Annotated in this window: 17 protein-coding genes; 11 read left to right on the forward strand and 6 right to left on the reverse strand. The window is 69.4% G+C overall.

Features of this window, described 5'->3' with window-relative positions; genetic code table 11:
* Positions 1-4: 4 nt before the first annotated feature.
* From GDIA_RS15425 to GDIA_RS15460, 8 genes are all read left to right on the forward strand, one after another.
* On the forward strand, positions 5-1687 hold the full coding sequence (locus GDIA_RS15425) for a methyl-accepting chemotaxis protein (RefSeq protein WP_012227772.1): 1683 nt from the start codon (positions 5-7) through the stop codon (positions 1685-1687).
* 9 nt (positions 1688-1696) lie between these two features.
* Complete coding sequence (locus GDIA_RS15430) at positions 1697-3856, forward strand: hybrid sensor histidine kinase/response regulator (RefSeq protein ID WP_012227771.1); 2160 nt, start codon at positions 1697-1699, stop codon at positions 3854-3856.
* Between the two features lie 11 nt (positions 3857-3867).
* A complete protein-coding gene (locus tag GDIA_RS15435) occupies positions 3868-4956 on the forward strand; it encodes a chemotaxis protein CheB (RefSeq protein ID WP_012554738.1) in 1089 nt (362 codons plus the stop codon).
* Positions 4953-6854: a response regulator gene (locus GDIA_RS15440; protein ID WP_012554739.1), complete on the forward strand. Its 1902-nt coding sequence runs from the start codon at positions 4953-4955 to the stop codon at positions 6852-6854. The genes GDIA_RS15435 and GDIA_RS15440 overlap by 4 nt, the downstream gene beginning before the upstream one ends.
* A complete protein-coding gene (locus GDIA_RS15445; protein ID WP_012554740.1) occupies positions 6851-8767 on the forward strand; it encodes a response regulator in 1917 nt (638 codons plus the stop codon). Before GDIA_RS15440 ends, GDIA_RS15445 begins: the two co-directional genes overlap by 4 nt.
* An 89-nt stretch (positions 8768-8856) precedes the next feature.
* Positions 8857-9456 (forward strand): ATP-dependent protease subunit HslV, encoded by a 600-nt coding sequence (hslV, locus tag GDIA_RS15450; protein ID WP_012554741.1) that lies wholly within the window; start codon positions 8857-8859, stop codon positions 9454-9456.
* Positions 9456-10772: an ATP-dependent protease ATPase subunit HslU gene (gene hslU, locus GDIA_RS15455; RefSeq protein WP_012554742.1), complete on the forward strand. Its 1317-nt coding sequence runs from the start codon at positions 9456-9458 to the stop codon at positions 10770-10772. Before hslV ends, hslU begins: the two co-directional genes overlap by 1 nt.
* Before the next feature lie 22 nt (positions 10773-10794).
* Positions 10795-11247: a SufE family protein gene (locus GDIA_RS15460; protein ID WP_012554743.1), complete on the forward strand. Its 453-nt coding sequence runs from the start codon at positions 10795-10797 to the stop codon at positions 11245-11247.
* On the opposite strand, the gene GDIA_RS15465 is transcribed toward GDIA_RS15460, so the two are convergent.
* The 6 genes from GDIA_RS15465 to GDIA_RS15490 form a co-directional block, all read right to left on the reverse strand.
* Positions 11230-12663 (reverse strand): MFS transporter, encoded by a 1434-nt coding sequence (locus tag GDIA_RS15465; protein ID WP_012554744.1) that lies wholly within the window; start codon positions 12661-12663, stop codon positions 11230-11232. The two genes, GDIA_RS15460 and GDIA_RS15465, sit on opposite strands and share 18 nt — an antisense overlap.
* Positions 12626-14950, reverse strand: a complete 2325-nt coding sequence (locus GDIA_RS15470; RefSeq protein ID WP_012554745.1) for a xanthine dehydrogenase family protein molybdopterin-binding subunit — start codon at positions 14948-14950, stop codon at positions 12626-12628. The genes GDIA_RS15465 and GDIA_RS15470 overlap by 38 nt, the downstream gene beginning before the upstream one ends.
* Positions 14943-15416, reverse strand: a complete 474-nt coding sequence (locus GDIA_RS15475) for a (2Fe-2S)-binding protein (RefSeq protein ID WP_012554746.1) — start codon at positions 15414-15416, stop codon at positions 14943-14945. The genes GDIA_RS15470 and GDIA_RS15475 overlap by 8 nt, the downstream gene beginning before the upstream one ends.
* Before the next feature lie 21 nt (positions 15417-15437).
* On the reverse strand, positions 15438-16766 hold the full coding sequence (locus GDIA_RS15480; protein ID WP_012227761.1) for a cytochrome c: 1329 nt from the start codon (positions 16764-16766) through the stop codon (positions 15438-15440).
* 182 nt (positions 16767-16948) lie between these two features.
* On the reverse strand, positions 16949-19351 hold the full coding sequence (locus tag GDIA_RS15485) for a glucose/quinate/shikimate family membrane-bound PQQ-dependent dehydrogenase (protein WP_012554747.1): 2403 nt from the start codon (positions 19349-19351) through the stop codon (positions 16949-16951).
* Positions 19352-19614: 263 nt separating this feature from the next.
* A complete protein-coding gene (locus GDIA_RS15490; protein ID WP_012554748.1) occupies positions 19615-21135 on the reverse strand; it encodes a mannitol dehydrogenase family protein in 1521 nt (506 codons plus the stop codon).
* Positions 21136-21398: 263 nt separating this feature from the next.
* On the opposite strand from GDIA_RS15490, the gene rpmI reads away from it, so the two are divergent.
* From rpmI to pheS, 3 genes are all read left to right on the forward strand, one after another.
* Entirely contained in the window at positions 21399-21602 is a 204-nt protein-coding gene (gene rpmI / locus GDIA_RS15495) for a 50S ribosomal protein L35 (RefSeq protein WP_012554749.1), read from the forward strand.
* Positions 21603-21616: 14 nt separating this feature from the next.
* Positions 21617-21976 (forward strand): 50S ribosomal protein L20, encoded by a 360-nt coding sequence (gene rplT / locus GDIA_RS15500; RefSeq protein WP_012227752.1) that lies wholly within the window; start codon positions 21617-21619, stop codon positions 21974-21976.
* A gap of 129 nt (positions 21977-22105) precedes the next feature.
* Positions 22106-23176 (forward strand): phenylalanine--tRNA ligase subunit alpha, encoded by a 1071-nt coding sequence (pheS, locus tag GDIA_RS15505; protein ID WP_012554750.1) that lies wholly within the window; start codon positions 22106-22108, stop codon positions 23174-23176.
* The last annotated feature ends 2 nt before the right edge of the window (positions 23177-23178 follow it).

Here is a 23178-nt window from a genome sequence, read left to right on the forward strand (position 1 = left end):
TGCCGTGACTATCGCCAATCGTCTTCTGTTCGGGTTCATGGTCGGCGTCATGCTGATGGTGTCCATCGGCGTCTATGCGCTGGGGCAGATCCGCAATGTGCGCGACGAAATGACGGTGATCGTGACCCGCGACCTGTCCGTCTATCGCCAGTTGAACCATCTGCGCGCGCTGGAAAACGACCTGGTGGCGCGGCGCCTGTCGATCCTGTCGCATTACTATGCCCGCGACTACGACAAGGACCGCACCGCGCTGGACGGCGCGATCGCGGACTGGGGCGGGGTGGAGCGCCAGGCCGAGGACACGCTGGTCCAGGCCCTGACCGCCGCCAGCCAGGCGGATGACGAGGCCCGGGTGGACGCGCGGCGCGCCATGTTCGCCACCATCTCGTCGCGCCTGCGCCAGGCGCTGGACCAGGTGCGGCAGAACGGGCAGTCGGCGTCCGACCTGTTCGGGGCGATCCGGCGCGGGGACGACGCGGCGGTGCGGCAGCAAGCGGCGCGGTCGGACAGCCGCGACCAGGCCGTCGACCAGTTGGTGGCCGAGGCCGCGACGACGCTGGACGGCGGCGTGCAGGCCGGCGAGAGCCAGAGCGGCGCGCTGTACGAATTCAGCCGGCGGTCACTGACGCTGGGGCTGGCGGTGGCGGTCATCGTGGCGCTGATCGTCACGTTCTGGACCCGGCGGTCGATCCTGGCCCCGCTGGCATCATTGATGCGGGTGATGGAACTGGTCGGCCAGGGGGACCTGTCGACCCGTGTCAACGTCAACGGGTCGGGCGTCGGGCGGGACGAGTTCGAACGCCTGGCCACCGGGCTGAACCGGATGATCGACGGCCTGCGCGAGATCGCGCAGCAGAGCCGCGAGGCCACGCGCAACCTGGACGCGGCGGTGGCGGACATCCGCGCATCCGCCCAGCAGCAGGCGGCCAGCGTCGAGGAGCAGTTCGCCGCCGTGCAGGAAACGGCGGCGACCGTGGACCAGATCACCCATTCCGGGGCGCAGATCAGCAAGCGCGCGCGCGAGGTGATCTCGTCGGCCGAAGTCATCGTCCATTCTTCCGCCAGCGGGCTGGAAGCGGTCGAGGAAACCGCGCGGGCGATGGACCGCACGCAGGAAGGCGCCGAGGCCGTGGCCTCGAACATCGTCGCCCTGTCGGAACGCACCGACGCGATCAGCGAGATTATCACCGCGGTCAACGACCTGTCGGAACGGTCGCACCTGCTGGCGCTGAACGCCGCGATCGAGGCCGCCGCGGCGGGCGAGCACGGACGCTCCTTCGCGGTGGTGGCGGCGGAAATGAAGATCCTGGCCGACCAGTCGCGCGACGCCACGCAGCATGTGCGGTCGATCCTGGGGGACATCCAGCGCGGCATCAACACGTCGGTCATGCTGACCGAGGAATCGGTCAAGCGCGTGTCGGCGGGCAAGGAACGCACCGACATCGCCTATCGCACGATCGAGCGCATGACCGGCGGGATCGAGGAAGGAGTGCATGCCTTCCAGCAGATCGTCGCCTCGACCAACCAGCAGCAGATCGGGATCGAACAGGTCATGACCGCGTTGCAGAGCATCCGCCAGGCCAGCCAGCAGACGGCGGCGGGCACGCGCAACCTGGAGGCCTCGGCCAGCAACCTGGGCAGCCTGTCGCACCAGCTTCTGGCCATTTCCGCGCGCTACCGGACCTGACGGCCGGCCGTGGAGGCGCTGCGACAGGAACTGCTGGCGGTCTTCGACGCCGAATACCGCGACCATCTGCGCGTGGTGCGCGACATCCTGGCCGCCGGCCCGATGGATTCGCGCGCGATCGGCGAGGTGTTCCGCCGTGTCCATTCGCTGAAGGGCGCGGCGCGGGTCGTCGAGCGGACCGATATCGAGACGATCGCCCATACGCTGGAAAGCCGGCTGTTCCGGCTGCTGGACGCGGCGGAAACCGTGACGCCCGAGGACCTGGCCGCGATCGGCGAGGCGATGGACCGGATCGATTCCTGCATGCAGGACGCGTCCGACGGGTCGGATGACGCGGACCCTTTCCCCACCCCCCAGCCCGTTCCGCCGGCACCCCTGTCGCGCGACGACGGGGCGGAGAGCTATGTCCAGGTTCCGGTCTCGCGCCTCGATGCCCTGGTCAGCGTGATGCATGACGTGCTGGGGGCGTCGGCGCGCCAGGAACGGCTGTGGGCCGAACTGGAGGATCTGACGGCGGCGGCGACCCGCCGGGCGGGCCCCGCCGGCGCCGTCGCGGTCGATCCGGCGGCGGAACTGGCGCGGCTGACGCGCGCCCTGTCGGCGCTGGCGCGCGAGCGGGGGCGGATCGCCGGCCAGGTCGATCGCGCCATGCTGCGCCTGGACGAGGAGGTCCGGGCGGTGACGCTGGTCCCGGCCGGGACGGTGTTCGGGTCGCTGGCCGGCATGGTGCGGCAGATCGCGCGCGAACACGGCACGGGCGAGGTGATGGTGCGGCTGGCCGGCATGGACGTACGCGCCGACCGCCGCGTCATGCAGGCCCTGCGCGACCCGGTGATCCATCTGCTGCGCAACGCCATCGTCCATGGCCAGGAAGACCCCGCCCGGCGGCAGGAGGCCGGCAAGCCCGCGGTGCCGGTCCTGACCCTGTCGGTGCGGATGGTGGGCGTGCGCCTGCTGGTGTCGGTGGCCGATGACGGGCGCGGCCCGGACCTGGAGGCCATCGCCGCGCGCGCCGTGCGGCAGGGGCTGATGGCGCCGGACGATCCGCCGGTGCCCGAGACCCTGCTGGCGCTGGTGTTCGCCCCCGGCTTTTCCACCCGGGGCGAGGCCGACCGCCTGTCCGGCCGGGGCATGGGGCTGTCGGTGGTGGCCGAGGCCGCGCGGACCCTGCACGGGTCGGTGCGGATGGAAATCGGCAGTCCGTGGGGCACGGTGGTGACGATGGCCGTCCCGGTGTCGCAGCGCCAGCGCACCATCCTGATGGTCGAGGTCGGGGACATGACCATCGGCGTGCCCGGCCGGGTGATCGAACGGCTGGTGCGCGTCCGGCAGGGCGACATTCGCGTGGTCGACGGCCGGACCTATTTTCCGCTGAATGCCCGGCGCGATCCCCAAACCGACGCGGCCCTGGTGCCCCTGGTGCCGCTGGCGGCCTTCCTGGGCCGGCCGGACGCGGGGCTGCCGGTGCATGACGGCGCCCGGGAAGGGCAGGAAGGCGCGCTGTCGGTGGTGCTGGTGGCCATGGACGGCGTGCGCTGCGGCTTCGCCGTGGACCAGATGTGCGAGGTCCGGATCCTGCAGATCTCGGATGCCGAGGCCGTGGGGCTGGACAGCGCGCTGGTGCCGGGGGTGAGCTGGCCGCGCGGCGACCGGCCGGTCTTCGTCCTCAGCCCCGACACGCTGCTGGATCGATGGCGCAAGGCGGGCGCGACCGGCGGGCATCTGGGCGGGGCCCCGGGGGACGGCCCCGGGGATAGCCCGGGCGGCGGCACGGCCGGCGGCAACGCCGCGTCGCGGCGGACGCCGACGGTGCTGGTCGTTGACGATTCGATTACCACACGGACTCTCCAGAAGACGATCCTGCAGACCCATGGCTATGATGTCGTGCTGGCGACCGACGGGGTCGAGGCGTTGTCGATGCTGCACCGGTCGTCGCACCGCATCGATGTGATCGTGACGGACGTGGAGATGCCCCGGATGGACGGATTCGCCCTGCTGGACGCGGTCAGGTCCGATCCGCGCCTGTCTTCCATTCCCGTGGTCCTGATGACCTCGCGGAACGAGGAAGCCGACATCCGCCGGGGGCTGGAGGGCGGGGCGCGCGCCTATATCACCAAGCAGGGGTTCGAGCAGGGGGACCTGCTGGACACCATCCGGGGGGTGCTGTGACCGGAAGTGCCGTGACCGGGGGGCGCGCGTCGCGCCCGGCCCGCGTGCTGGTGGTCGAGGATTCCGCCGTGGTCCGCCATGTGCTGGTCCGGCTGATCCGCGACGACCCGCGCCTGGAACTGGCCGATTCGGTCGAAACCGCGGAGGAAGCCCTGCGCCTGGTGCCGCGCCTGCGCCCCGACGTGATTTCGATGGATGTGCGCCTGCCCGGCATGGACGGGCTGGAGGCCACGCGGCGGATCATGGCGGAATGCCCGACGCCGATCGTGATCGTCAGCGACGCCTCGGCCGATCCGGCGTTGCAGGTTTCGATGAACGCCCTGCGCGCCGGGGCGCTTTCGGTGGTCGAGAAGCCGGCCGGCTGGCCGGTCGGTGCCGCCGGCGGCACCGCGATCGCGACGCAGCTTTATATCATGAGCCAGGTCCCGGTGATCCGGCAGCGGCTGTCGCACGGCCCGGCGGCAGCCGCTGCCGCCACCCTGCCGCTGCCCCGCCTGCGCCCGCGCATGGTCGGCATGGCGGCATCGACCGGCGGGCCGCAGGCATTGTCGCACATCATGGGGGCGCTGCCGGCGACGTTCCCGTGGCCGATCCTGCTGGTCCAGCATATGGGGGCGGGCTTCATGGAAGGATTCGCGGCCTGGCTGGGCACGCAGACGAAACTGTCGGTCAGCGTCGCGCGGCCGGGCGAGGCGCTGCGGCCCGGCCACGTGCATGTCGCCCCCGCCGACACCCACCTGATGCTGGGATGCGGCGATGAGATCCGCCTGTCGAACGTGCCCCCGCTGGGCGGGCAGCGGCCGTCGGCAAACGCGCTGTTCGCGTCCCTGGCGCGGGAAGGCGCCGGGGCGATCGGCATCCTGCTGACCGGCATGGGCGAGGACGGGGCGACGGGGCTGAAGGAGGTGCGGCGGGCCGGCGGCTATACGATCGCCGAGGATCGCAGCACGTCCATCGTTCACGGCATGCCCGGCGCGGCCGAGCGGATCGGCGCGGCCTCGATCAGCCTGCCGCTGGGCCAGATCGCGCCGCACCTGGCCGCGATCGCCACGGCCACGTCCACGCTTGCGATCGCCGGGGCCGAGGCGCGGCTGCCATGACCGGCGGCGCGTCCCAGGCCGCCGCATCGCGGGCGGTCCCGCCGCAGGAGGGGCCGGCACGGCCGGCGCTGCTGCTGGTCGAGGATTCCGATACCCAGGCGCTGCGCATCCGGCGGATGCTGGAAAGCCACGGCTTCGCCGTGACCCGGGTGGCCAGCGGCGAGGCCGCGCTGGATTCCCTGGACGGGCGGATTCCCGACCTGGTGGTGGCCGATTATCACCTGCCGGGCATGAATGGCGGGCAGATGGCCCGGCAACTGCGCATGAGCGCGGTCACGCGCATGATTCCCGTCCTGATGCTGACCGAGGGCGGCGAGCCGGGGCTGGAGCGCGAGGGGCTGGAAAGCGGCGCCGATGCCTATGTGCCCAAATCGGCCGACCCGGACCTGATCGTCTTTCGCATCCGCGCGCTGCTGCGCGAGGGCGCGGGCGCGCTGCTGCGTGACGGCGCGGGGGCGCGCGACGGCATGTTCCGCCGGGCGCGTATCCTGATCGTGGGCGGCGACGGGACGCGTGACCGTGACGTGACGTCGCTGGCGGCCCTGATGCGCAGCGACGGGCACGAGGTCACGGTGGCCCACCAGCCGATGTCGATGGACCGGCAGGACTGGTTCGAAGCGGCGCGCGAACCCGACTGCGTGGTCGTGGACCTGGTGTCCGACGCCTTCGACGGCATCGCCTTCTGCCGCGAACTGGACGATGTGCGGCAGGAGGTCGTGGTGGCGGGCGGCGTGCCGCCCCGCATCCTGGGGCTGAGCGGCGGGCAGGCGCTGCGGGGCGTGTTCTCGGCCCGGGCGTTCGAGGCCGGGGTGGACGACCTGGTGGCCGACGATGTCGAGCCCGACGTGCTGGCGCTGCGCATCCGCGCGCTGGTGCGGCGCAAGCTGCTGCAGGACGAGGCGCGGCGCGTGGACCAGGAACGGCAGGCGCGCGAGATCGCGGTGGAGACCGCGCGGGCCGAGGCGGCGTCCATCGCGTCCAAGGCCTCGCTGGCCGAGGCGCTGGAACAGGCCAACGCCGAACTGGCCGATGCCAACCGCAAGCTGATCGAAACCCAGGGCAAGCTGATCCAGACCGCCAAGATGGCCTCGCTGGGCGAACTGGTGGCCGGCATCGCGCACGAGATCAACAATCCGCTGGCCTTCATCCTGGCGCACAAGGACACGGTCGCCCGCCTGCTGGCGCGGGTGATCGCGGATGAGGAACGCGATGCGGCGCCGGCGGATGCCGGGCATCATGCCGCGCTGATGAAATGCCGCGATCGCGTCGAATCGATGAACCTGGGGTTGCGGCGAATCCAGAACCTGGTGCTGAACCTGCGCAAGTTCTCGCGCCTGGAAGAAGGCCAGTTCCAGGTCATCGACGTGCCGGAGGCGCTGGAGACGGTGCTGGCGCTGCTGGGGCAGAAATTCGGCAGCGAGATCGTGGTGGAACGGGATTATCGCGCGCCCGACCGGCTGTATTGCCAGTCGGCGCTGCTCAACCAGGTGCTTATGAACATCATCAGTAACGCCGCCGACGCGATACAGTCCATGAGCGACGCGGGACCCGCGCGGGGCATGATCCGGATCGGCACCGAACTGCGCGACGGCGAGGCGGGGCGGACCTATGTCTTCACCGTGATGGATAACGGGCCGGGGATTCCGCCGGACCTGAAGGAGCGGATCTTCGAGCCGTTCTTCACCACCAAGCCGGTCGGCGCGGGCACCGGGCTGGGGCTGGCCATCGCCTATGGCGTCGTGCAGGCCCATCGCGGCACGATCTCGATCACCGATGCGCCGCGTTCGGCCGACGGGGCGGCCGCCGGCGGGACGGTCTTCACCGTGTCCGTGCCGTGGCAGCCGCATCTGGCGGCCATGGCCGATTCCACCGCCCTGCCGGCGGGAGAACACGCATGACCGATCGTCCCGTCGTCCTGCTGGTCGATGACGAACCGGAAATCCTGGTGGCGCTGGGCGACCTGCTGGAGGATTCGTTCACCATCCTGTCCACCACCTCGCCGGTCGAGGCGCTGGAGATCCTGGCCGGGCGCAGCGACGTCGACGTCATCGTGTCCGACCAGCGCATGCCGGAAATGGGCGGTGACGTCATGCTGGCGCGGGCGCGCACCGTCTGCGACGCGCAGGCGATCCTGCTGACCGGCTATGCCGATATCGGCGCGGTGGCGGCGGCGCTGAACCAGGGGCGCATCTCGTTCTATTCCCACAAGCCGTGGGACGGCGACGCGCTGCGCGCCATGATCGTCCAGGCGGCGCATCGCCATCGGCTGGAAGGCGAACTGCAGACCGAGCGGATGCTGCTGCGGGGGTTGCAGCAGAATCTGCGCGCGGGCCTGGCGTTCAAGGACCCGCAGGGGCGCTTCATCCGCATCAACCGCAAGGCGGCCGCCTTCTACGGGCGCGACGAGGCCGCCTGCCTGGGACAGCGGGAGGAGGATGTGTGCGACCCCGCCCAGCGTCCCGCCGTCCGTGAGGCCGAGGCCCGCCTGGCGGCCGAGGGCAAGGACGAGGAGGTGATCGCCATTCCCGCGCCGGGAGGCGGGCTGTCCTGGCGGGAATTCACCCGGGTGCAACTGGACCGCAATGCGCGCGGCGAGGCGTATTCCGTGCTGATCAACCGCGACATCACCCGCCAGAGGGAGATGGAGGCCCGGCTGCGCCAGGCGGAGAAGATGCAGGCGCTGGGCACCATGGCCGGCGGGATCGCGCATGATTTCAACAATCTGCTGACGGCGGTGATGGGCTCGCTGGAACTGGCCACGGACATGGCCGACGGGCTGGACGAACGGACGGCGCACCTGCTGGACAACGCGATGGCGGCGGCGCGGCGCGGGGCGGAACTGACGCGGCGCCTGCTGAATTTCAGCCGGCCGCGCGACCTGAGCCTGCAGCCGGTGGACGTGAACGCGCTGCTGCGCGGCATGCGCGATCTGCTGATGCAGGGCGTGACCTCGCGCCGGCGCGACGGCAGCCATGCGTCGTTCGACATCCGCATGGACAAACTGGCGCCGGACGGCGACCTGCCGCCGGCGCGCACCGATGCCGGGCAACTGGAACTGGCGCTTCTGAACCTGTGCATCAATGCCAGCGACGCCATGCCCGACGGCGGGACCATCACCCTGTCCACGCGGGTGGCGCACCTGGACGAACCGGCGGCCGAGGGCGAGCCCGCTTCGGGCGATTACGTCGTGGTGTCGGTGGCCGACCAGGGAACAGGCATGCCGCCCGAAACGGTGGCGCGGGTGTTCGAACCGTTCTTCACCACCAAGGACGTGGGACGCGGGACGGGGCTGGGGCTGTCGATGATCTACGGCTTCGTGCGGCATGTCGGCGGCGATGTCCGCGTGACCAGCGCGCCGGGGCAGGGCACGCGGGTGGATCTGTATTTCCCGGTCCATCATCGCCAGGGCGGCGCATCCGACCCCCGCGAGGCGGCGGAGCACGCGGCGGCCCCGCACGGGCTGCGGGTCCTGGTGGTCGATGACGAGGACGCGGTGCGGGCCGTGACCGCCGGCTTCCTGCGCGGAATGGGCCACCAGGCGATCGAGGCCCGGGGCGGCGAGGACGCCCTGGCGCGGATCGCCGGCATGGCGCCCGATGTCCCCGACCTGGTGGTCATGGACGTGATGATGCCCCGGATGGACGGCGAGGAAGCGGCGCGCCGGATTCGCGCGCATTATCCGGGCAGCCGCATCCTGTTCCTGACCGGCTATGCCGACGACACCATCCTGCCCGACGACGCCCTGGTGCTGCGCAAGCCCTTCACCCAGGCGGACCTGTCCCGCCATGTCAGCCGCGCGATGGCGGGCTGAAGGGGCGAATCGAGGGGGCGAACCGGCGGGGGGCGGCCTTCCGTCTTTGGCTCTTGTCCTGCGGCGGGAACGGCCTATCTCTGTCAGTCATGCAGAACATACACGCGAGCCAACATGATCCCATCGGCTGGCACGGGACGACGATCCTGTGCGTGCGCCGGGGCGCGCAGGTGGCGATGGCCGGCGACGGCCAGGTCACGCTGGGCGCCACAGTCATCAAGGGCAATGCCCGCAAGGTCCGGCGCATCGGCCCGTCCAATTCCATCCTGGCGGGCTTCGCCGGGGCGACGGCCGATGCCTTCACCCTGCTGGAACGGCTGGAAGCCAAGCTGGAACGCTACCCGAACCAGTTGGAACGCGCCTGCGTCGAACTGGCCAAGGACTGGCGGACCGACCGCTACCTGCGCCGGCTGGAGGCGATGATGGCCGTGGCCGACCAGGAACGCTCGTTCACCCTGACCGGCAACGGCGACGTGCTGGAACCCGAGGACGGGATCATCGCCATCGGCTCGGGCGGCAACTACGCGCTGTCCGCCGCGCGGGCGCTGGCCGATATCGACGGCCTGTCGGCGGCCGAGATCGCGCGCCGGGCGATGCGCATCGCCGGCGAGATCTGCGTCTATACCAATCATTCCGTGATTCTGGAGACCCTGGGCCCGGATGAGGCTCCGGGAGAGGCTGCCGCGTAATGGATATTCCCAACCATTCCCCCCGTGAGATCGTCTCGGAACTCGATCGCTTCATCATCGGCCAGACCGATGCCAAGCGCGCGGTGGCCATCGCGCTGCGCAACCGCTGGCGCCGGGCGCAACTGGCCGACGGGCTGCGCGACGAGGTGGTGCCGAAGAACATCCTGATGATCGGCCCGACCGGCTGCGGCAAGACCGAGATCGCCCGCCGCCTGGCCCGTCTGGCGCAGGCGCCGTTCTTGAAGGTCGAGGCCACCAAGTTCACCGAGGTCGGCTATGTCGGCCGCGATGTCGAAAGCATCGTGCGCGACCTGGTCGAGGTGTCGCTGAACATGCTGCGCGACCTGCGCCGCCGCGACGTGCAGGCGCGCGCCGAACTGGCCGCCGAAAACCGGCTGGTGGACGCGCTGGTGGGCGAGGGTGCCTCGGCCGACACCAAGGGCAAGTTCCGCCGCATGCTGCGCAATGGCGAGCTGGAGGAGAAGGAGGTCGAAATCTCGATCGCCGACACCCAGGCACCGGGCGGCATGGGCGACATGGGGAACATGACGTCCGGTACGGTCATCAATTTCTCCGACATGATGAAGGGATTGATGAACCGCGTGCCGCAGCGCCGCCGCATGACCGTCGCCGCCGCGCGCGAGGCCCTGACGCGCGAGGAAGCGGACAAGATGCTGGACAACGACGCCCTGACCGGCGAGGCGGTGGCCCATGCCCAGGATCACGGCATCGTCTTCCTGGACGAGATCGACAAGGTCTGCGCCCGGTCGTCGGAAAGCGGGTTCCGGGGCGGCGACGTCTCGCGCGAGGGCGTGCAGCGCGACCTGCTGCCGCTGATCGAGGGCACGACGGTATCCACCAAATACGGGCCGGTGAAGACGGACCATATCCTGTTCATCGCCTCGGGCGCGTTCCACATCGCCAAGCCGTCGGACCTGCTGCCGGAATTGCAGGGGCGCCTGCCGATCCGTGTCGAGCTGGCGCCGCTGACGCGCGAGGACCTGCGGCGCATCCTGACCGAGCCGGAACATTCGCTGCTGAAGCAATATACCGCGCTGCTGGGGACCGAGGGCGTGACCCTGGAGTTCTCGGACGACGCGGTGGACGCGCTGGCGGAACTGGCCGCCGACATCAACGAGCGGATCGAGAATATCGGCGCGCGGCGCCTGGCGACGGTGCTGGAGCGGCTGCTGGAAGAGGTCTCGTTCACGGCGTCCGACCGTTCGGGCCAGGCGGTGCGCATCACCGCCGCCGACGTGCAGGACAAGGTGGCGCCGCTGGCGCGCAAGGGCGACCTCAGCCGCTTTATTCTTTAAATTACGTGGATCAGATAGCCTTATGACCGAGCCGTTCGTCAGGCCCGAGGACGACACCGCCGCCGAGGCGGTTGCCGTCATCGGCGAGGAACTCGACCTGTTCGATGACTGGATGCAGCGCTACCAGTACATCATCGAACTGGGCCGCAAGCTGCCGCCTTTCCCCCCCGAATGGATGGATGACGCCCATCGCGTACCCGGCTGCCAGAGCCAGGTGTGGCTGGAGGCCAGCAGCCGCGACGGGAAGCTGTTCTTCGCCGGCGCGTCGGATGCTGCCATCGTCTCCGGCCTGGTGGCGCTGCTGCTGCGGGTCTATTCGGGCCGGTCGGCGGAGGAGATCCTGTCGACCGAGCCGGGCTTCCTGCGCGATCTCGGACTGGTGCAGGCGCTGTCCACCAACCGGGGAAACGGGGTGGAGGCGATGGCGCGCGCCATCCGGCACGCGGCGTCCCAGATATCAGGAAGCGGTGCGTAGCGCCGCACCGGCCGTGCGGTCCATGCGCAGGTAGCGCGGGATCGACAGGGCCAGCGGGATGGCGACGATCAGGAACGCCCAGTGGAAATCGGCTGGGACGAAGGCGTCGGTGGCCGGGTGTTCGCCCCGCAGGGTGGCGACGGCGCGCAGCGTCAGCGCCGCGAAGGCCACGCCCAGCCCGATGCAGATCTGCCGGGTGACGCTGAGCAGCGTGCTGGCCGCGCCTTTTTCACGATTGCCGATATCGGCGTAGCCCAGCGTGGCCAGCAGCGTGTACTGCATGGACCGTGTGACCCCGCAGCCCAGCAGCACCAGCAGCAGGATCGCGACCGGCGTCGCCGGGACCATCGCCCCCGCCAGCAGGACGAACAGCACACTCAGCCCCGCGTTCACCGCCGCCGTGGTGCGGAAGCCGAAGCGGTCCAGGATGCGCGTCGTGAACATCTTCATGCCCAGGTTGCCGAAGGCGAAGGCCAGCATCAGCGACCCGGCGTGAAAGGCCGTCAGCCCGAACCCTACCTGCAACAGCAGCGGCACCAGATAGGGGATGGCGTCGATGGTGAAGCGGCTGAGCGTGCCGGCCAGCACGGTGACGGCGAAGGTCGGATGCCGCATCAGCCGGAAATCCAGCAGCGGATGGTCCTGCCCCGCCGCGTGGCGCAGCGTGGCCGCGCCCAGCAGCAGGCCGGCCACGAACAGCGCCCCCGCCAGGACCAGGCTGGCCTGGGTGTTGCTGGCCAGTTCCGTGCCCAGCAGGATCGCGGTCAGCGACAGGCCGCCCAGCACGAAGCCGCCCCAGTCCATCGGCCGGCGCTCGCCGAACTGCTGGGGCACCACGGCGAAGATGACGCCCAGCACCACCAGCCCCAGCGGCACGTTGATGAAGAAGATCCAGTGCCAGGTGGCGAACGTCACGATCATGCCGCCGACCGTCGGCCCCACCACCGGGGCCACCACCGCCGGCCAGGTGATGGTGGAAATCGCCTGGATCATCCGGCTGGTTTCGGTGTTGCGCACCACGATGAACCGGCCGACCGGCACCATCATCGCCCCGCCCAGGCCCTGCAGCACGCGGGCGGCGACGAACTGGTCCACGCTGCCCGCGAACCCGCACAGGACCGAGGCCGCGGTGAAGACCACGACCGCGCTGGCGAAGACCGTGCGCGACCCGAACCGGTCGGCCGCCCAGCCGCTGATCGGGATGAAGACCGCCAGCGTCAGCATATAGGCGGTCATGCCCAGGCTGATTTCGTTCGGCCCCACATGGAAGGACCGCGCCATGGACGGTAGCGCCGTCGCGATGATCGTGGAGTCCAGATACTCCATGAAGAACGTGGCGGCGACGATATAGGGCAGCAGGGTCATGGCGCGGCCGGTTTCAGGTTGATGCGGTGCCGTTCCTGCTCCGCAGGGCATGCAGCACATCCGCCGGACGGATGGGCAGGTGGCGCATCCGCACCCCGACGGCGTTGAAGATAGCGTTCCCGATGGCCGGGGCCACGACCGTGGTGCCGGGCTCGCCCAGGCCCGTCGGCTTTTCGGTGCTGGGCAGGAATTCGATATCCATCTCCGGCACGTCGGCGATGCGCAGGGGGGTATAGGTGTCCAGGTTGCGGTCGCGGGGCAGGCCGTTGACGATTTCCGATCCCTCGAACAGCGCCATGCTCAGCCCCCACAGGGCCGCGCCCTCGGTCTGTGCCCGCGCGCCGTCGGGATCGACGATGGTGCCGGCATCGACGACGATGGTCAGCTTCTGGCAGCGTACGATCCCCGTCGCGCGGTCCACATGGACCTGCGCGCAGCAGGCGATCCAGGTCGGCATGCCGCGTTCCTGGCCGAATGTCGTGGCGATGCCCAGGCCGGTATCGGCGGGCAGGGCACGCCCCCAGCCGGCCTTTTCGGCCACGCGGCGGACCACGGCGGCCTGGCGCAGCGCGCCGCCGGTGGAATCCGGCGCCTGGCCCTTGTTGCGGCCGGCGCCCGTCAGATGGTCCAGCCGGAACTGGACGGCGTCACGGCCCTGGGCGTGCGCGATTTCGTCCCAGCTGGATTCCAGTCCCCAACTGGTCCAGCCCGGGCTGACCGATCGCAGCCAGCCGGGGCGGAAGGTCCGGTTGGCCAGGTCGTTGGACAGGGCGCGGACGCGGAAGGCGCCGACCTCGTACCAATGGTCGCCGCCGGCGATGGCGAACGGGTCGTACTTCTTGCCGTCCACGCCCTTGGACATGAAGGCGGCGGCCATGACCTGCGTCGGCCAGCCGGCCGAGGCGTGGTACTCCATCGCCGTGATGGCGTGCTTGCCGTTGAAGGCCACCCGCACGCGCTGGATGGAGGGCGAGCGGAAGGAATCGAACTGCATGTCGTCCGACCGGGTCAGGATCAGCTTGACCGGCTTGCCGCCCAGCGCCTTCGACGCCAGGGCGGCGGGGATCATGTAGTCGCCGTTCAGGCGGCGGCCGAACCCGCCGCCCAGCAGGTAGCTGCGCAGGACGATCTTGTCCTCCGGTCGCTCCAGGGCCTTGGCCAGGGTCGGCAGGATCAGCGACTGCCACTGGTTGCCGGCATGGATCTCGAAGATGCCGTCCTTCTCGAACGCCAGGGCGTTGGTGGGTTCCAGCTGGTAATGCAGCACCGAGGCGCAGGTGTAGTCCTGCGCGAAGGTCGTGGCGGCGGCGGCGAAGGCGGCATCGACGCCGGGATCGTCGAACACCATCACGCCGCCATCCTTGCGGTCGATCTGCGCGCGCCCGTGATCGATGACGTCCTGTTCCGAGACATGGACGGCATCGCCCGGTGCCCAGTCGACCTTCAGCAGGTCGGCGGCACGGATCGCGGCGGTATAGGTGCTGGCGACGGCGACGACCCAGCCCTGCACGACGCCGGACGGGTCATCGAGTTCGATGTAGCGCTGATAGCCCTTGACCGTCCGCGCGGCGCTGTCATCGACCGAACGGACGCGGGAACCGTAACGGGTGGGCGGCATTTTCGGCCGGGCATAGACCATCCCCTCGACCCGCGCGTCGATGCCGTAGATCGCCGTGCCGTTGGTCTTGGGCGGAATGTCCAGCGCCTTCAGCGTGTCGTTGCCGACCAGGCGCCGTTCGGACGCCGGCTTCAGCGGCAGCTTGGCCATTTCGTCGGGCGTGAAGCTGTGCGACGGATGGGCGCGCGCCACGATGTCGCCGTAGCTGATGCTGCGGCTGCCGGCCACGACCATGCCGTCGCGGGTGATGCACTGGCCGGGCGCCACGCCCAGCAGGCCGGCCCCGGCCTCGGTCAGCGCGATGCGGGCCGCGGCGCCCGCCTGGCGGAAGACGTCCCATGTCATCCAGACCGACCAGCTTCCGCCCGTGACCATCAGGCCCCATTTCGGGTCGCTGTCGACATAGTTGATGCGCACGCGGTTCCAGTCCGCGTCCATCTCGTCCGCGATGATCCGCGCCAGGGCGGAACCGATATGCTGGCCCATCTCGGCCCGGATGATGTTGACGGTCACGGTGCCGTCCGGGGCGATGGCGCACCAGATCGTGGGTTCGAACGCGCCGTTGCCGGGAAGGCCGGCAGCGGGGAACTGTTCCGCCGCGCGCGCCGCCGGGAAGCCGAACAGGGCGCCCGCGCCGCCCGCCGCGATCATCAGGAAGCCCCGGCGCGACATCTGCCCCGTCGCGCCGCCGCGCTTGTCCATCTGGCTCAGCCTACCCATTGGACGGTTCCTCCCGCATGGCCAGGGCGGCCTTCTTGATGGCGTCGCGAATGCGGATATAGGTCATGCAGCGGCAGAGCGAGCCGCCCATGACCGCGTCGATGTCCTCGTCCGTCGGGTTCGGGTAGTCGCGCAGCAGGCTCGCGGCCTGCATGATCTGTCCCGACTGGCAGTAGCCGCATTGCGGGACCTGCAGGTCCTTCCATGCCTCCTGCAGCGGATGGGCGCCCGCCGGGTCCAGCCCTTCGATGGTCGTGATGTCCGCCCCCTGCACGGCGACGACCGGCGTGATGCAGGACCGGGTGGCGCGGCCGCCGACATGGACGGTGCAGGCACCGCACATGCCGATGCCGCAGCCGAACTTGGTGCCGGTCAGTCCGATTTCATCGCGGATGACCCACAGCAGCGGGGTGTCATCCGGCACGTCGACGGACACGTCATGGCCGTTGAGGCGAAAAGTCGTCATGTCGGGGCTCCGTCTGTCATCTCAATGAGAGGCCGCGACCGGTGGCGCGGGCAATGTCGAGCGTACGGCGGCAGCCTTCTTCTCCAGGTCGGTCCAGGGGGGCAGCGTGGTGCGCGTGCGCCGCAGATAGGCGGCCAGCCGCGCCAGGTCGGCGTCGGTCAGGGAATGGTAGAAGCTGGGCATGGTGATCCCGGCCTGTCCTTCCGCGGTGCCGATGCCGCGCAGGACGACCTGGTACAGGTTGGTCGGTTCCGACAGCCACAGCGCGTTGTTCAGCGCCAGGTCCGGGCGTCCCGGCACCGGCTGTGCGCCGGTATTGGCATGGCAGGCGGCGCAGGCGCCGGCATACAGCCTGGCGTCCGGATCGGTCTGCGGCCCGGTCAGGTCGCGGGTCGAACTGGCCATCGCGGCGGTCAGGCGCGCGCTATCGCCGCCCTGCCGGCTGGCAGCGTGGTCCAGGTCGGCCAGATAGACCGCGATGGCCCGCACGTCGGATTCCGGCATCTCGCTCAGCCCGCCATGCACGACGGGGGACATCGGTCCGGCCGCGCTGCCGTGCAGCGGGGCGACGCCGTAGCGCAGGTAGCTGAAGAACTCGTTCTCGGTCCACGTGACCGGGGTGGGGTTGGTCGCGTTCAGCGGCGGGGCGATCCAGTTATCGACCGGCGCGCCGTCATAGGCGGCGTCCGACTTCTCGGCCCCCAGCATGTTGCGCGGCGTGTGGCACGCGCCGCAGTGGCTCAGCCCCTCGGCCAGGTAGGCGCCGCGATTCCATTGCGCGTCATGTGCCGGATCAGGCCGGTAGACGCCCGGATGCAGGAACAGCAGTTTCCACCCGCCCTGGAACAGGCGGATGTTGGCGGGGAAGGGAACCGTGTTCTCGCGCTTTTGCGCATGGACCGGCGGCCGCGTCATCAGGAACGCGTACACGTCGGCGATGTCGCCGTCGGTCATGTGCGTGAAATGGTCGAACGGGAAGGCGGGGAACAGGTTCGCGCCGTCGCGCGATACGCCGTGGCGCATGGCGCGGGTGAAGGCCGCCAGCGACCAGCGTCCGATACCGGTTTCGGGGTCGGGGGTGATGTTGCTGGAATGGATGGTGCCGAACGGCGTGGCCATGGCGTAGTCGCCGGCCAGGGGCGCGCCCTGCTGGCCGTCGCGGCGGGTATGGCATTCCGCGCAGTAACCCCCGGCCGCCAGCACGCGGCCCCGTTCGATGCTGGCGGTGTCGAAACTGCCGGCCGTGGGGGGAGCGACCGGGGCGATGGCGGGATGCCAGGCAATGGCCAGGAAACCCGCGCCCGCGACGACCCCGATACCGGTAAGTGCCGCGACGATGCGTCCGATCACGATTGTCCTGCGGACGGGAAAAGCATGCCGTCACCCTTCTGTCGTTGTGCTGTCAGGCAGGTCCGCCCTGTTTCATGTACCGGACCGAAGGGGGGAAAGCATCACCCGTCCGGGATGAATGTCTTCACATATCCGATAGATAGGCCCGCCCGCAATCCGGGGGATCGCGGGCGGGGTATGCGTCAGTGGGCTTCGGGCAGGGCGTAGGCCACCACGTAATCGCCCAGCTTGGTGCCGAACGACCCGTGACCGCCATCGGCCGTCACGATGAACTGGCGGCCACCCACGGCGTAGGTCATCGGCGTGGACTGGCCACCCGCCGGCAGGCGGTCCTGCCAGAGCTGGCGGCCCGTGGTGACGTCATACGCGCGGATATAGAAATCCGCCGTCGAGGTCAGGAAGGCCACGCCACCCGCCGTCGTCAGCGGTCCGCCCAGGCTGGGCACGCCCAGCTTGAAGGGGATCGGCAGCGGCGCGCTGTCGCGGATCGTGCCGTTGCGGTGCATCCACACGATGGTGTTGGTCTTCAGGTCGATCCCGGCCATGAAGCCCCAGGCCGGCTTCTTGCACGGCAGGCCCAGCGGCGACAGGAACGGGCTGAGCGTCACGCCGTACGGCACGCCGAACATCGGCTGCACCCCCGTTTCCGAGCCCGAGGGCTGCGAGGCGTCGGGCGACGCCGGGTTGTTCGGGCCGCGCGGGATCAGGCGCGAGACGAACGGGATCGCGATCGGGTTGGCGATGGCGATCTGGCGCACCGGATCGACGGCCAGCCCGCCCCATTCGAACATGCCCAGGTTGCCCGGGAACACCAGCGTGCCCTGCAGCGACGGCGGGGTGAACGGCCCGTCATAGCGAAGCTGGTGGAACATGATCCGGCACATCAGCTGGTCGAACATGGTGCCGCCCCACATGTCCGCGCCCGTCAGGTTGTTCTTGGGGCGGAAGGTCAGCTCCGAGAAGGGCTGCGTGGGCGAAAGGTGGTCGCCCGGGGCCGGGCCCTGGGGCACCCGCGTTTCGGGCGCCGGCACGATCGGGGTGCCGGTGCGGCGGTCCAGGACGAAGATGTTGCCGGTCTTGGCCGGGGCGTACAGCGCGGGGACGATGTCGCCGCCGGCGGTGCGGACGTCCACCAGGCTGGGCTGGGCCGGGATGTCCATGTCCCAAAGGTCATGGTGCACGGTCTGGTACGACCAGGCCAGCTTGCCGGTATCGGCGTTCAGCGCCAGGATCGAGCTGGCATAGCGTTCGGCGTCCGCCCCGCGATTGCCGCCCCAGATGTCCGGCGTCTGCACGCCCATCGGGATGAAGATCAGGTTCAGCTTGGGGTCGTAGGACGACACGATCCACGAATTGGGCGAATTGCCGACGAAATGGTGGGTGTCGGACGGCATTTCGTTCGGGTCCGGATTGCCCGCGTCGAACACCCAGACCAGCCGGCCGGTATAGACGTCGAAGCCGCGCGTGACGCCCGAGGGTTCGTGCGTCGAGTAATTGTCCATCACCGCGCCGGAGACGATCACCATCTTGTCGGTGACGACCGGCGGCGAGGTCGCTTCGAAGAAGCCGGCCGTCTTGACGACTTCGCCGGCCTTCAGGTCCACCATGCCGTCATCGCCGAAATTGTGGCAGCGTTCGCCGGTTTCGGCGTCCAGGGCGAACAGGCGCCCGTCATTGGTGGGCAGGAAGATGCGGTGCCCGCAATCGACCGGCGCCTGCGCCCCGTCGATCGTCTCGGCCCCCTGCGCGGTCTCGTGGTACGATACGCCGCGGCAGGTCATGTGCTGGAAGGTGGAGTTATAGGTCAGCTTGGGGTCGAACTTCCACTTCAGCTTGCCCGTCGCGGCGTCCAGCGCGAACAGGATCTGGTGCGGCGAGCACAGGTACACTGTGTCGCGGATCTTGATCGGCGTCGTTTCGTCCGTGAACTCGCCCGGATCGTGCGGGCCCTTCACATCGCCGGTGCGGAAGGTCCAGGCCACCTTCAGGTTATGCACGTTGTCCGGCGTGATCTGCTTCAGCGGGCTGAACCGGTCGCCGAAGCCGGTGCGGCCGTAGGCCTGCCAGTCCTCGTCCGGGATTTCGCCGGCATCGCCCGGGGTGGGGGCGTTCTGCGCGACCTGGGGCAGGCTGCCCGCGATATCCTGCGGGTCCTGCGTCAGGGCGGCGACGACCACGACCACGGCCGCGCCCACGGCCAGGCCTAGCGGCACCTGGGCGGCCCGGCTGGGCGGCGCCAGGTCGCGCGTGCCCAGGTTGCGGGTGATGGGCGGCAGCATCAGCCAGATGCCCAGCGGAACCAGGATGTCGCCGCGCGGTGCCAGCGCCCAGAAATCGAGCCCGACCTCACCCACGGCCCAGACCATGGTGCCGATCAGCAGGGCCGCGTAGACCCATAGGGCCTCCTGCCGGCGGCGCAGCAGCAGTACTGCCGTCACCAGCAGTAGAGCGCCGGCAATGAGGTAGTAGAGCGATCCGCCCAGAGCGGTCAGCCAGATGCCCCCCGCCAGCAGATACAGCCCGACCAAGGCATAGACTACAGCGGTGATCGCGAGCACGGGCCGCAACCCTTGTTTAATATTCATAGATGTCCTGAATAAATGTTGGGGGCAAATGCAAACTCGTTGACAAGACCATTCCGCCTTGGCGGGTCAAGCTGATGAGCCAAGGCGGCGACGCACCCGGCCCGCCGGCCGGACCGGCGGCCGGCAAGGACGCGTTTTGCATCCTTGCCGGTCATGGCTGCCGGAACGCGGAACGGACCCTTTGGCGGGCAGAACGATTTTCTCGACCTGAACTCGTATTCACATTTTGGTGATATTGGGATCGGCCCCCGCTCGATCCCCGGTCAGGCGGCCTTGTCCGCCTCCGTCACAAGTGTGTGTAGGGTCGCGCGGGTGCCCCCGGCGCGGATCGCGGCGCGCGTGCGGACGAACAGGGCGACGAAATCGGGGTGGTCGCGCAACCCCCATCCGGCAAAGACCGACATGTCCAGCGCCCGTGCCGAATCGGCGTCGCCGGCCAGGGTCAGGTCGTCGGGGCCCAGATGCGGTTCGGTGACGGAATAGGCGGCGCCGTTGTCGTCGCGGCCGCGCAGGTATTCGGCAAAGCAGGCCAGCAGGAAGGCGATGCGCGCGGCGTCACCGCCCCGGGCCAGCGTGCCCTCGGCGGTGTCGCGGACGAAGACCGGCAGTTTCGACGCACTGTCCGACGCGATGCGCAGCAACTGGTCGCTGATCGCCTGGTTGCGGAACCGGCGCAGCAGCAGCGCGCCGTACTCGTGCAGTTCCATCCCCGGCGGGGCCTGCAGCAGCGGTTCGGCGTCGAGGCCCAGATAGCGTTCCAGCAGTTCGATGACATCGGGGTTGTGCATGATGTCGCTGACGATGCGGTATCCCATCAGCACGCCCGGCAGCCCCAGCATGGAATGCGAGGCATTGAGCATGCGCAGCTTGACCCGCTCGTAGGGGGCGACGTCGCCGGTGAACAGCACGCCCACCTGTTCCAGCGGCGGGCGGCCGGCGCAGAACGTGTCCTCGACCACCCACTGGATGAAATCCTCGCAGAAGACCGGGGCGCGGTCCGCGATGCCGCTGGCGGCGTCCAGGCGCGCGATGTCGGGGTCGCGCACCGCGGGGGTGATACGGTCCACCATCGTGCAGGGAAAGGTGACGTGGGCCTCGACCCAGGCGGCCAGGTCCGCGTCGCGGGCGCGGGCCCAGGACAGGAAGGCGGTGCGCGCCACATGGCCGTTATGCGGCAGGTTGTCGCAGGACAGGATGGTGAACGGGCCGGCACCGGAATCGCGGCGCAGGCGCAGCGCCTCGGTCGCCAGGCCGAAGACGGTGTGCGGCACGTCGCGGGCCAGGTCCTCGGCGATCGTGGGGTGGTCGATCTGGAACTGCCCGGATTCGTCCACGTAATACCCGCCTTCGGTCACGGTCAGGCTGACGATGCGGATGGCCGGGTCGGCCAGGCGGCGGATGGCGGCCGCCCGGTCGTCTGGGGCGTGCAGGTATTCGACGATCGAGCCGATGACGCGGACGGTGTCCGGCGCGTCCGCCGGGCATTCGGTCAGGGTGTAAAGGCCGTCCTGCGCCCGCAGGGACTCGGCCTTGGCGCGTTCGCGCGCGTCGTCCATCACGCCGACGCCCAGGATGCCCCATCCCGCATTGTCCTGCTGCCCCAGGACGCGGTCGATATAGACGGCCTGGTGCGCGCGGTGGAAATTGCCGACGCTGAGATGGGCGATACCCGGGCGCACCGCGCCCCGGTCGTAGGACGGGACGATGATGGCGGGCGGCAGGTGGCCGAGGGTGGAAGAGTCGAGGGGTTTGGTATCGGGGGCCATGGTGTCGGGGGCCGGCATGGGCGTGATCCTGGATGGGGGGAATATGATTCCTCTATCGCGTTCCGGGCCGGGGGTTCAGGGGTCTTTTCGTCACATATGCGTCGTACGGCCCGGGCGAGGCGGGGAAATCGCGCATCGGGCCGGTGGGGCTTGATTGGCGCGCGCGGCTTGTTTATAGGCAGCCCCCTGTTCGCGCGTCCGGGCCTGGAATGGGCATGCCCGGCCGTGACTGCTGTCTGAGTGCCGTTCGCGGCCGCAGCCTGACAACGAAGGAGATGAAAATGCCCAAGATGAAGACCAAGTCGTCGGTCAAGAAGCGGTTCAAGATCACCGCGACCGGCAAGGTGCTGGCCGGGCCGGGCAACAAGCGCCACGGCCTGATCAACCGCTCGCAGAAGATGAAGCGCACGAACCGCGGTTCGCAGACCCTGACCGAAATGGACGGTCGGACTGTGAAGCAGTGGGCCCCCTACGGGCTGGCATAAGGAGCACCTGAGACATGGCACGTGTTAAGCGGGGTGTGACCACCCACGCCCGTCACAAGAAGGTTCTCGAGCAGTCCAAGGGCTTCCGCGGCCGCTCCTCGACCAATTATCGCATTGCGCTGGAGCGCCTGGAAAAGGCCCTGCGCTATGCCTATCGCGACCGTCGCAACAAGAAGCGCGATTTCCGCGCGCTGTGGATCCAGCGTATCAACGCCGCGGTCCGCGAGCACGGGCTGACCTACAGCAAGTTCATCTTCGGCCTGGACAAGGCCGGGATCGAAATCGACCGCAAGGTGCTGGCCGCCATCGCGTTCGACGATGCCGCGACCTTCGCCGAGATCGTGAAGAAGGCCCAGGCCGCCCTGGCCGCCTGATCCTTTCCTTCGATCGCATGCCGGAACGGGCCGCCCCCAGGGGCGGCCCGTTTTGCATTTCTGGGGTTTATTCCGAAAGGCGGAGCCTGTATCCGCCAAGTCCATAATGTCCGTTCCCAGCGAGGTGCCATGAGCGACGATCTCGAAACCCTGCGGCAGGAGACGCTGGCCGCGCTGGCCGCCGCCACCGACCGGCGGGAATGGGACGCGGTGCGTGTCGGCACGCTGGGCAAGTCCGGGCGGCTGACCGCGCTGCTGAAGGAACTGGGCCGGATGACGCCCGAGGCGCGCAAGCTGCGCGGCGCCGCGGTCAACCGGCTGCGCGACGACCTGACGCGCGAGATCGAGGCCCGCGGGGCGGAGATCGAAAGCGCGATCCTGAATGCGCGCCTGGCGGCCGAACGGGTGGACGTCACCCTGCCGGTCCGCCCCGAATCTTCGGGCGCGATCCATCCGATCAGCCGGACGATGGAGGAAATGGCCGCCATTTTCGGCGCCATGGGCTTCAAGGTGGCCGAAGGGCCGGATATCGAGACCGACTGGCACAATTTCTCGGCCCTGAATACGCCCGACCACCATCCGGCCCGCACCGACCAGGACACGTTCTACCTGCCCGCCCGGGAAGGGACGTCGCAGGAGCGCGTGCTGCGTACCCAGACCTCGGGCGTGCAGATCCGCACCATGCTGGGCGAGGAGCCGCCGATCCGCATCATCGCGCCCGGCCGGACCTATCGCGCCGACCATGACGCCACCCATTCGCCGATGTTCCACCAGTGCGAGGGGCTGGTCATCGACCGGGGCATCACGCTGGCGCACCTGAAAGGGTGCCTGACCGACTTCCTGCGCGCCTATTTCGGCAATCCCGACCTGCTGGTGCGCTTCCGGGCGTCGTATTTCCCCTTCACCGAGCCGTCGATGGAGGTCGATATCGGCTGGTCGCGCAAGAGCGGCGAGATCGGCGGCGGCGGCGACTGGCTGGAGGTCCTGGGCTCGGGCATGGTGCATCCGCGCGTGCTGGCCAATTGCGGCCTGGACCCGCGCGAATGGCAGGGCTTCGCCTTCGGGATGGGGATCGAGCGCCTGACGATGCTGCGCCACGGGATACCCGACCTGCGTTCGTTCTACGAAAGCGATGTGCGCTGGCTGCGCCATTACGGCGCCAGCCCGCTGTCGCCGGCCCTGCTGCATGAAGGTCTGTGATC

Source organism: Gluconacetobacter diazotrophicus PA1 5, assembly GCF_000021325.1.
Taxonomy (GTDB): Bacteria; Pseudomonadota; Alphaproteobacteria; order Acetobacterales; family Acetobacteraceae; genus Gluconacetobacter; species Gluconacetobacter diazotrophicus.

Coding starts and splice junctions, on each gene's coding strand:
- GDIA_RS15440 (WP_012554739.1), top strand. CDS start 4,953: ATGACCGGCGGCGCGTCCCAGGCCGCCGCATCGCGGGCGGTCCCGCCG.
- GDIA_RS15445 (WP_012554740.1), top strand. CDS start 6,851: ATGACCGATCGTCCCGTCGTCCTGCTGGTCGATGACGAACCGGAAATC.
- hslV (WP_012554741.1), top strand. CDS start 8,857: ATGCAGAACATACACGCGAGCCAACATGATCCCATCGGCTGGCACGGG.
- hslU (WP_012554742.1), top strand. CDS start 9,456: ATGGATATTCCCAACCATTCCCCCCGTGAGATCGTCTCGGAACTCGAT.
- GDIA_RS15460 (WP_012554743.1), top strand. CDS start 10,795: ATGACCGAGCCGTTCGTCAGGCCCGAGGACGACACCGCCGCCGAGGCG.
- GDIA_RS15465 (WP_012554744.1), bottom strand. CDS start 12,663: ATGCCCTGCGGAGCAGGAACGGCACCGCATCAACCTGAAACCGGCCGC.
- GDIA_RS15470 (WP_012554745.1), bottom strand. CDS start 14,950: ATGGGTAGGCTGAGCCAGATGGACAAGCGCGGCGGCGCGACGGGGCAG.
- GDIA_RS15475 (WP_012554746.1), bottom strand. CDS start 15,416: ATGACGACTTTTCGCCTCAACGGCCATGACGTGTCCGTCGACGTGCCG.
- GDIA_RS15485 (WP_012554747.1), bottom strand. CDS start 19,351: ATGAATATTAAACAAGGGTTGCGGCCCGTGCTCGCGATCACCGCTGTA.
- GDIA_RS15490 (WP_012554748.1), bottom strand. CDS start 21,135: ATGCCGGCCCCCGACACCATGGCCCCCGATACCAAACCCCTCGACTCT.
- rpmI (WP_012554749.1), top strand. CDS start 21,399: ATGCCCAAGATGAAGACCAAGTCGTCGGTCAAGAAGCGGTTCAAGATC.
- rplT (WP_012227752.1), top strand. CDS start 21,617: ATGGCACGTGTTAAGCGGGGTGTGACCACCCACGCCCGTCACAAGAAG.
- pheS (WP_012554750.1), top strand. CDS start 22,106: ATGAGCGACGATCTCGAAACCCTGCGGCAGGAGACGCTGGCCGCGCTG.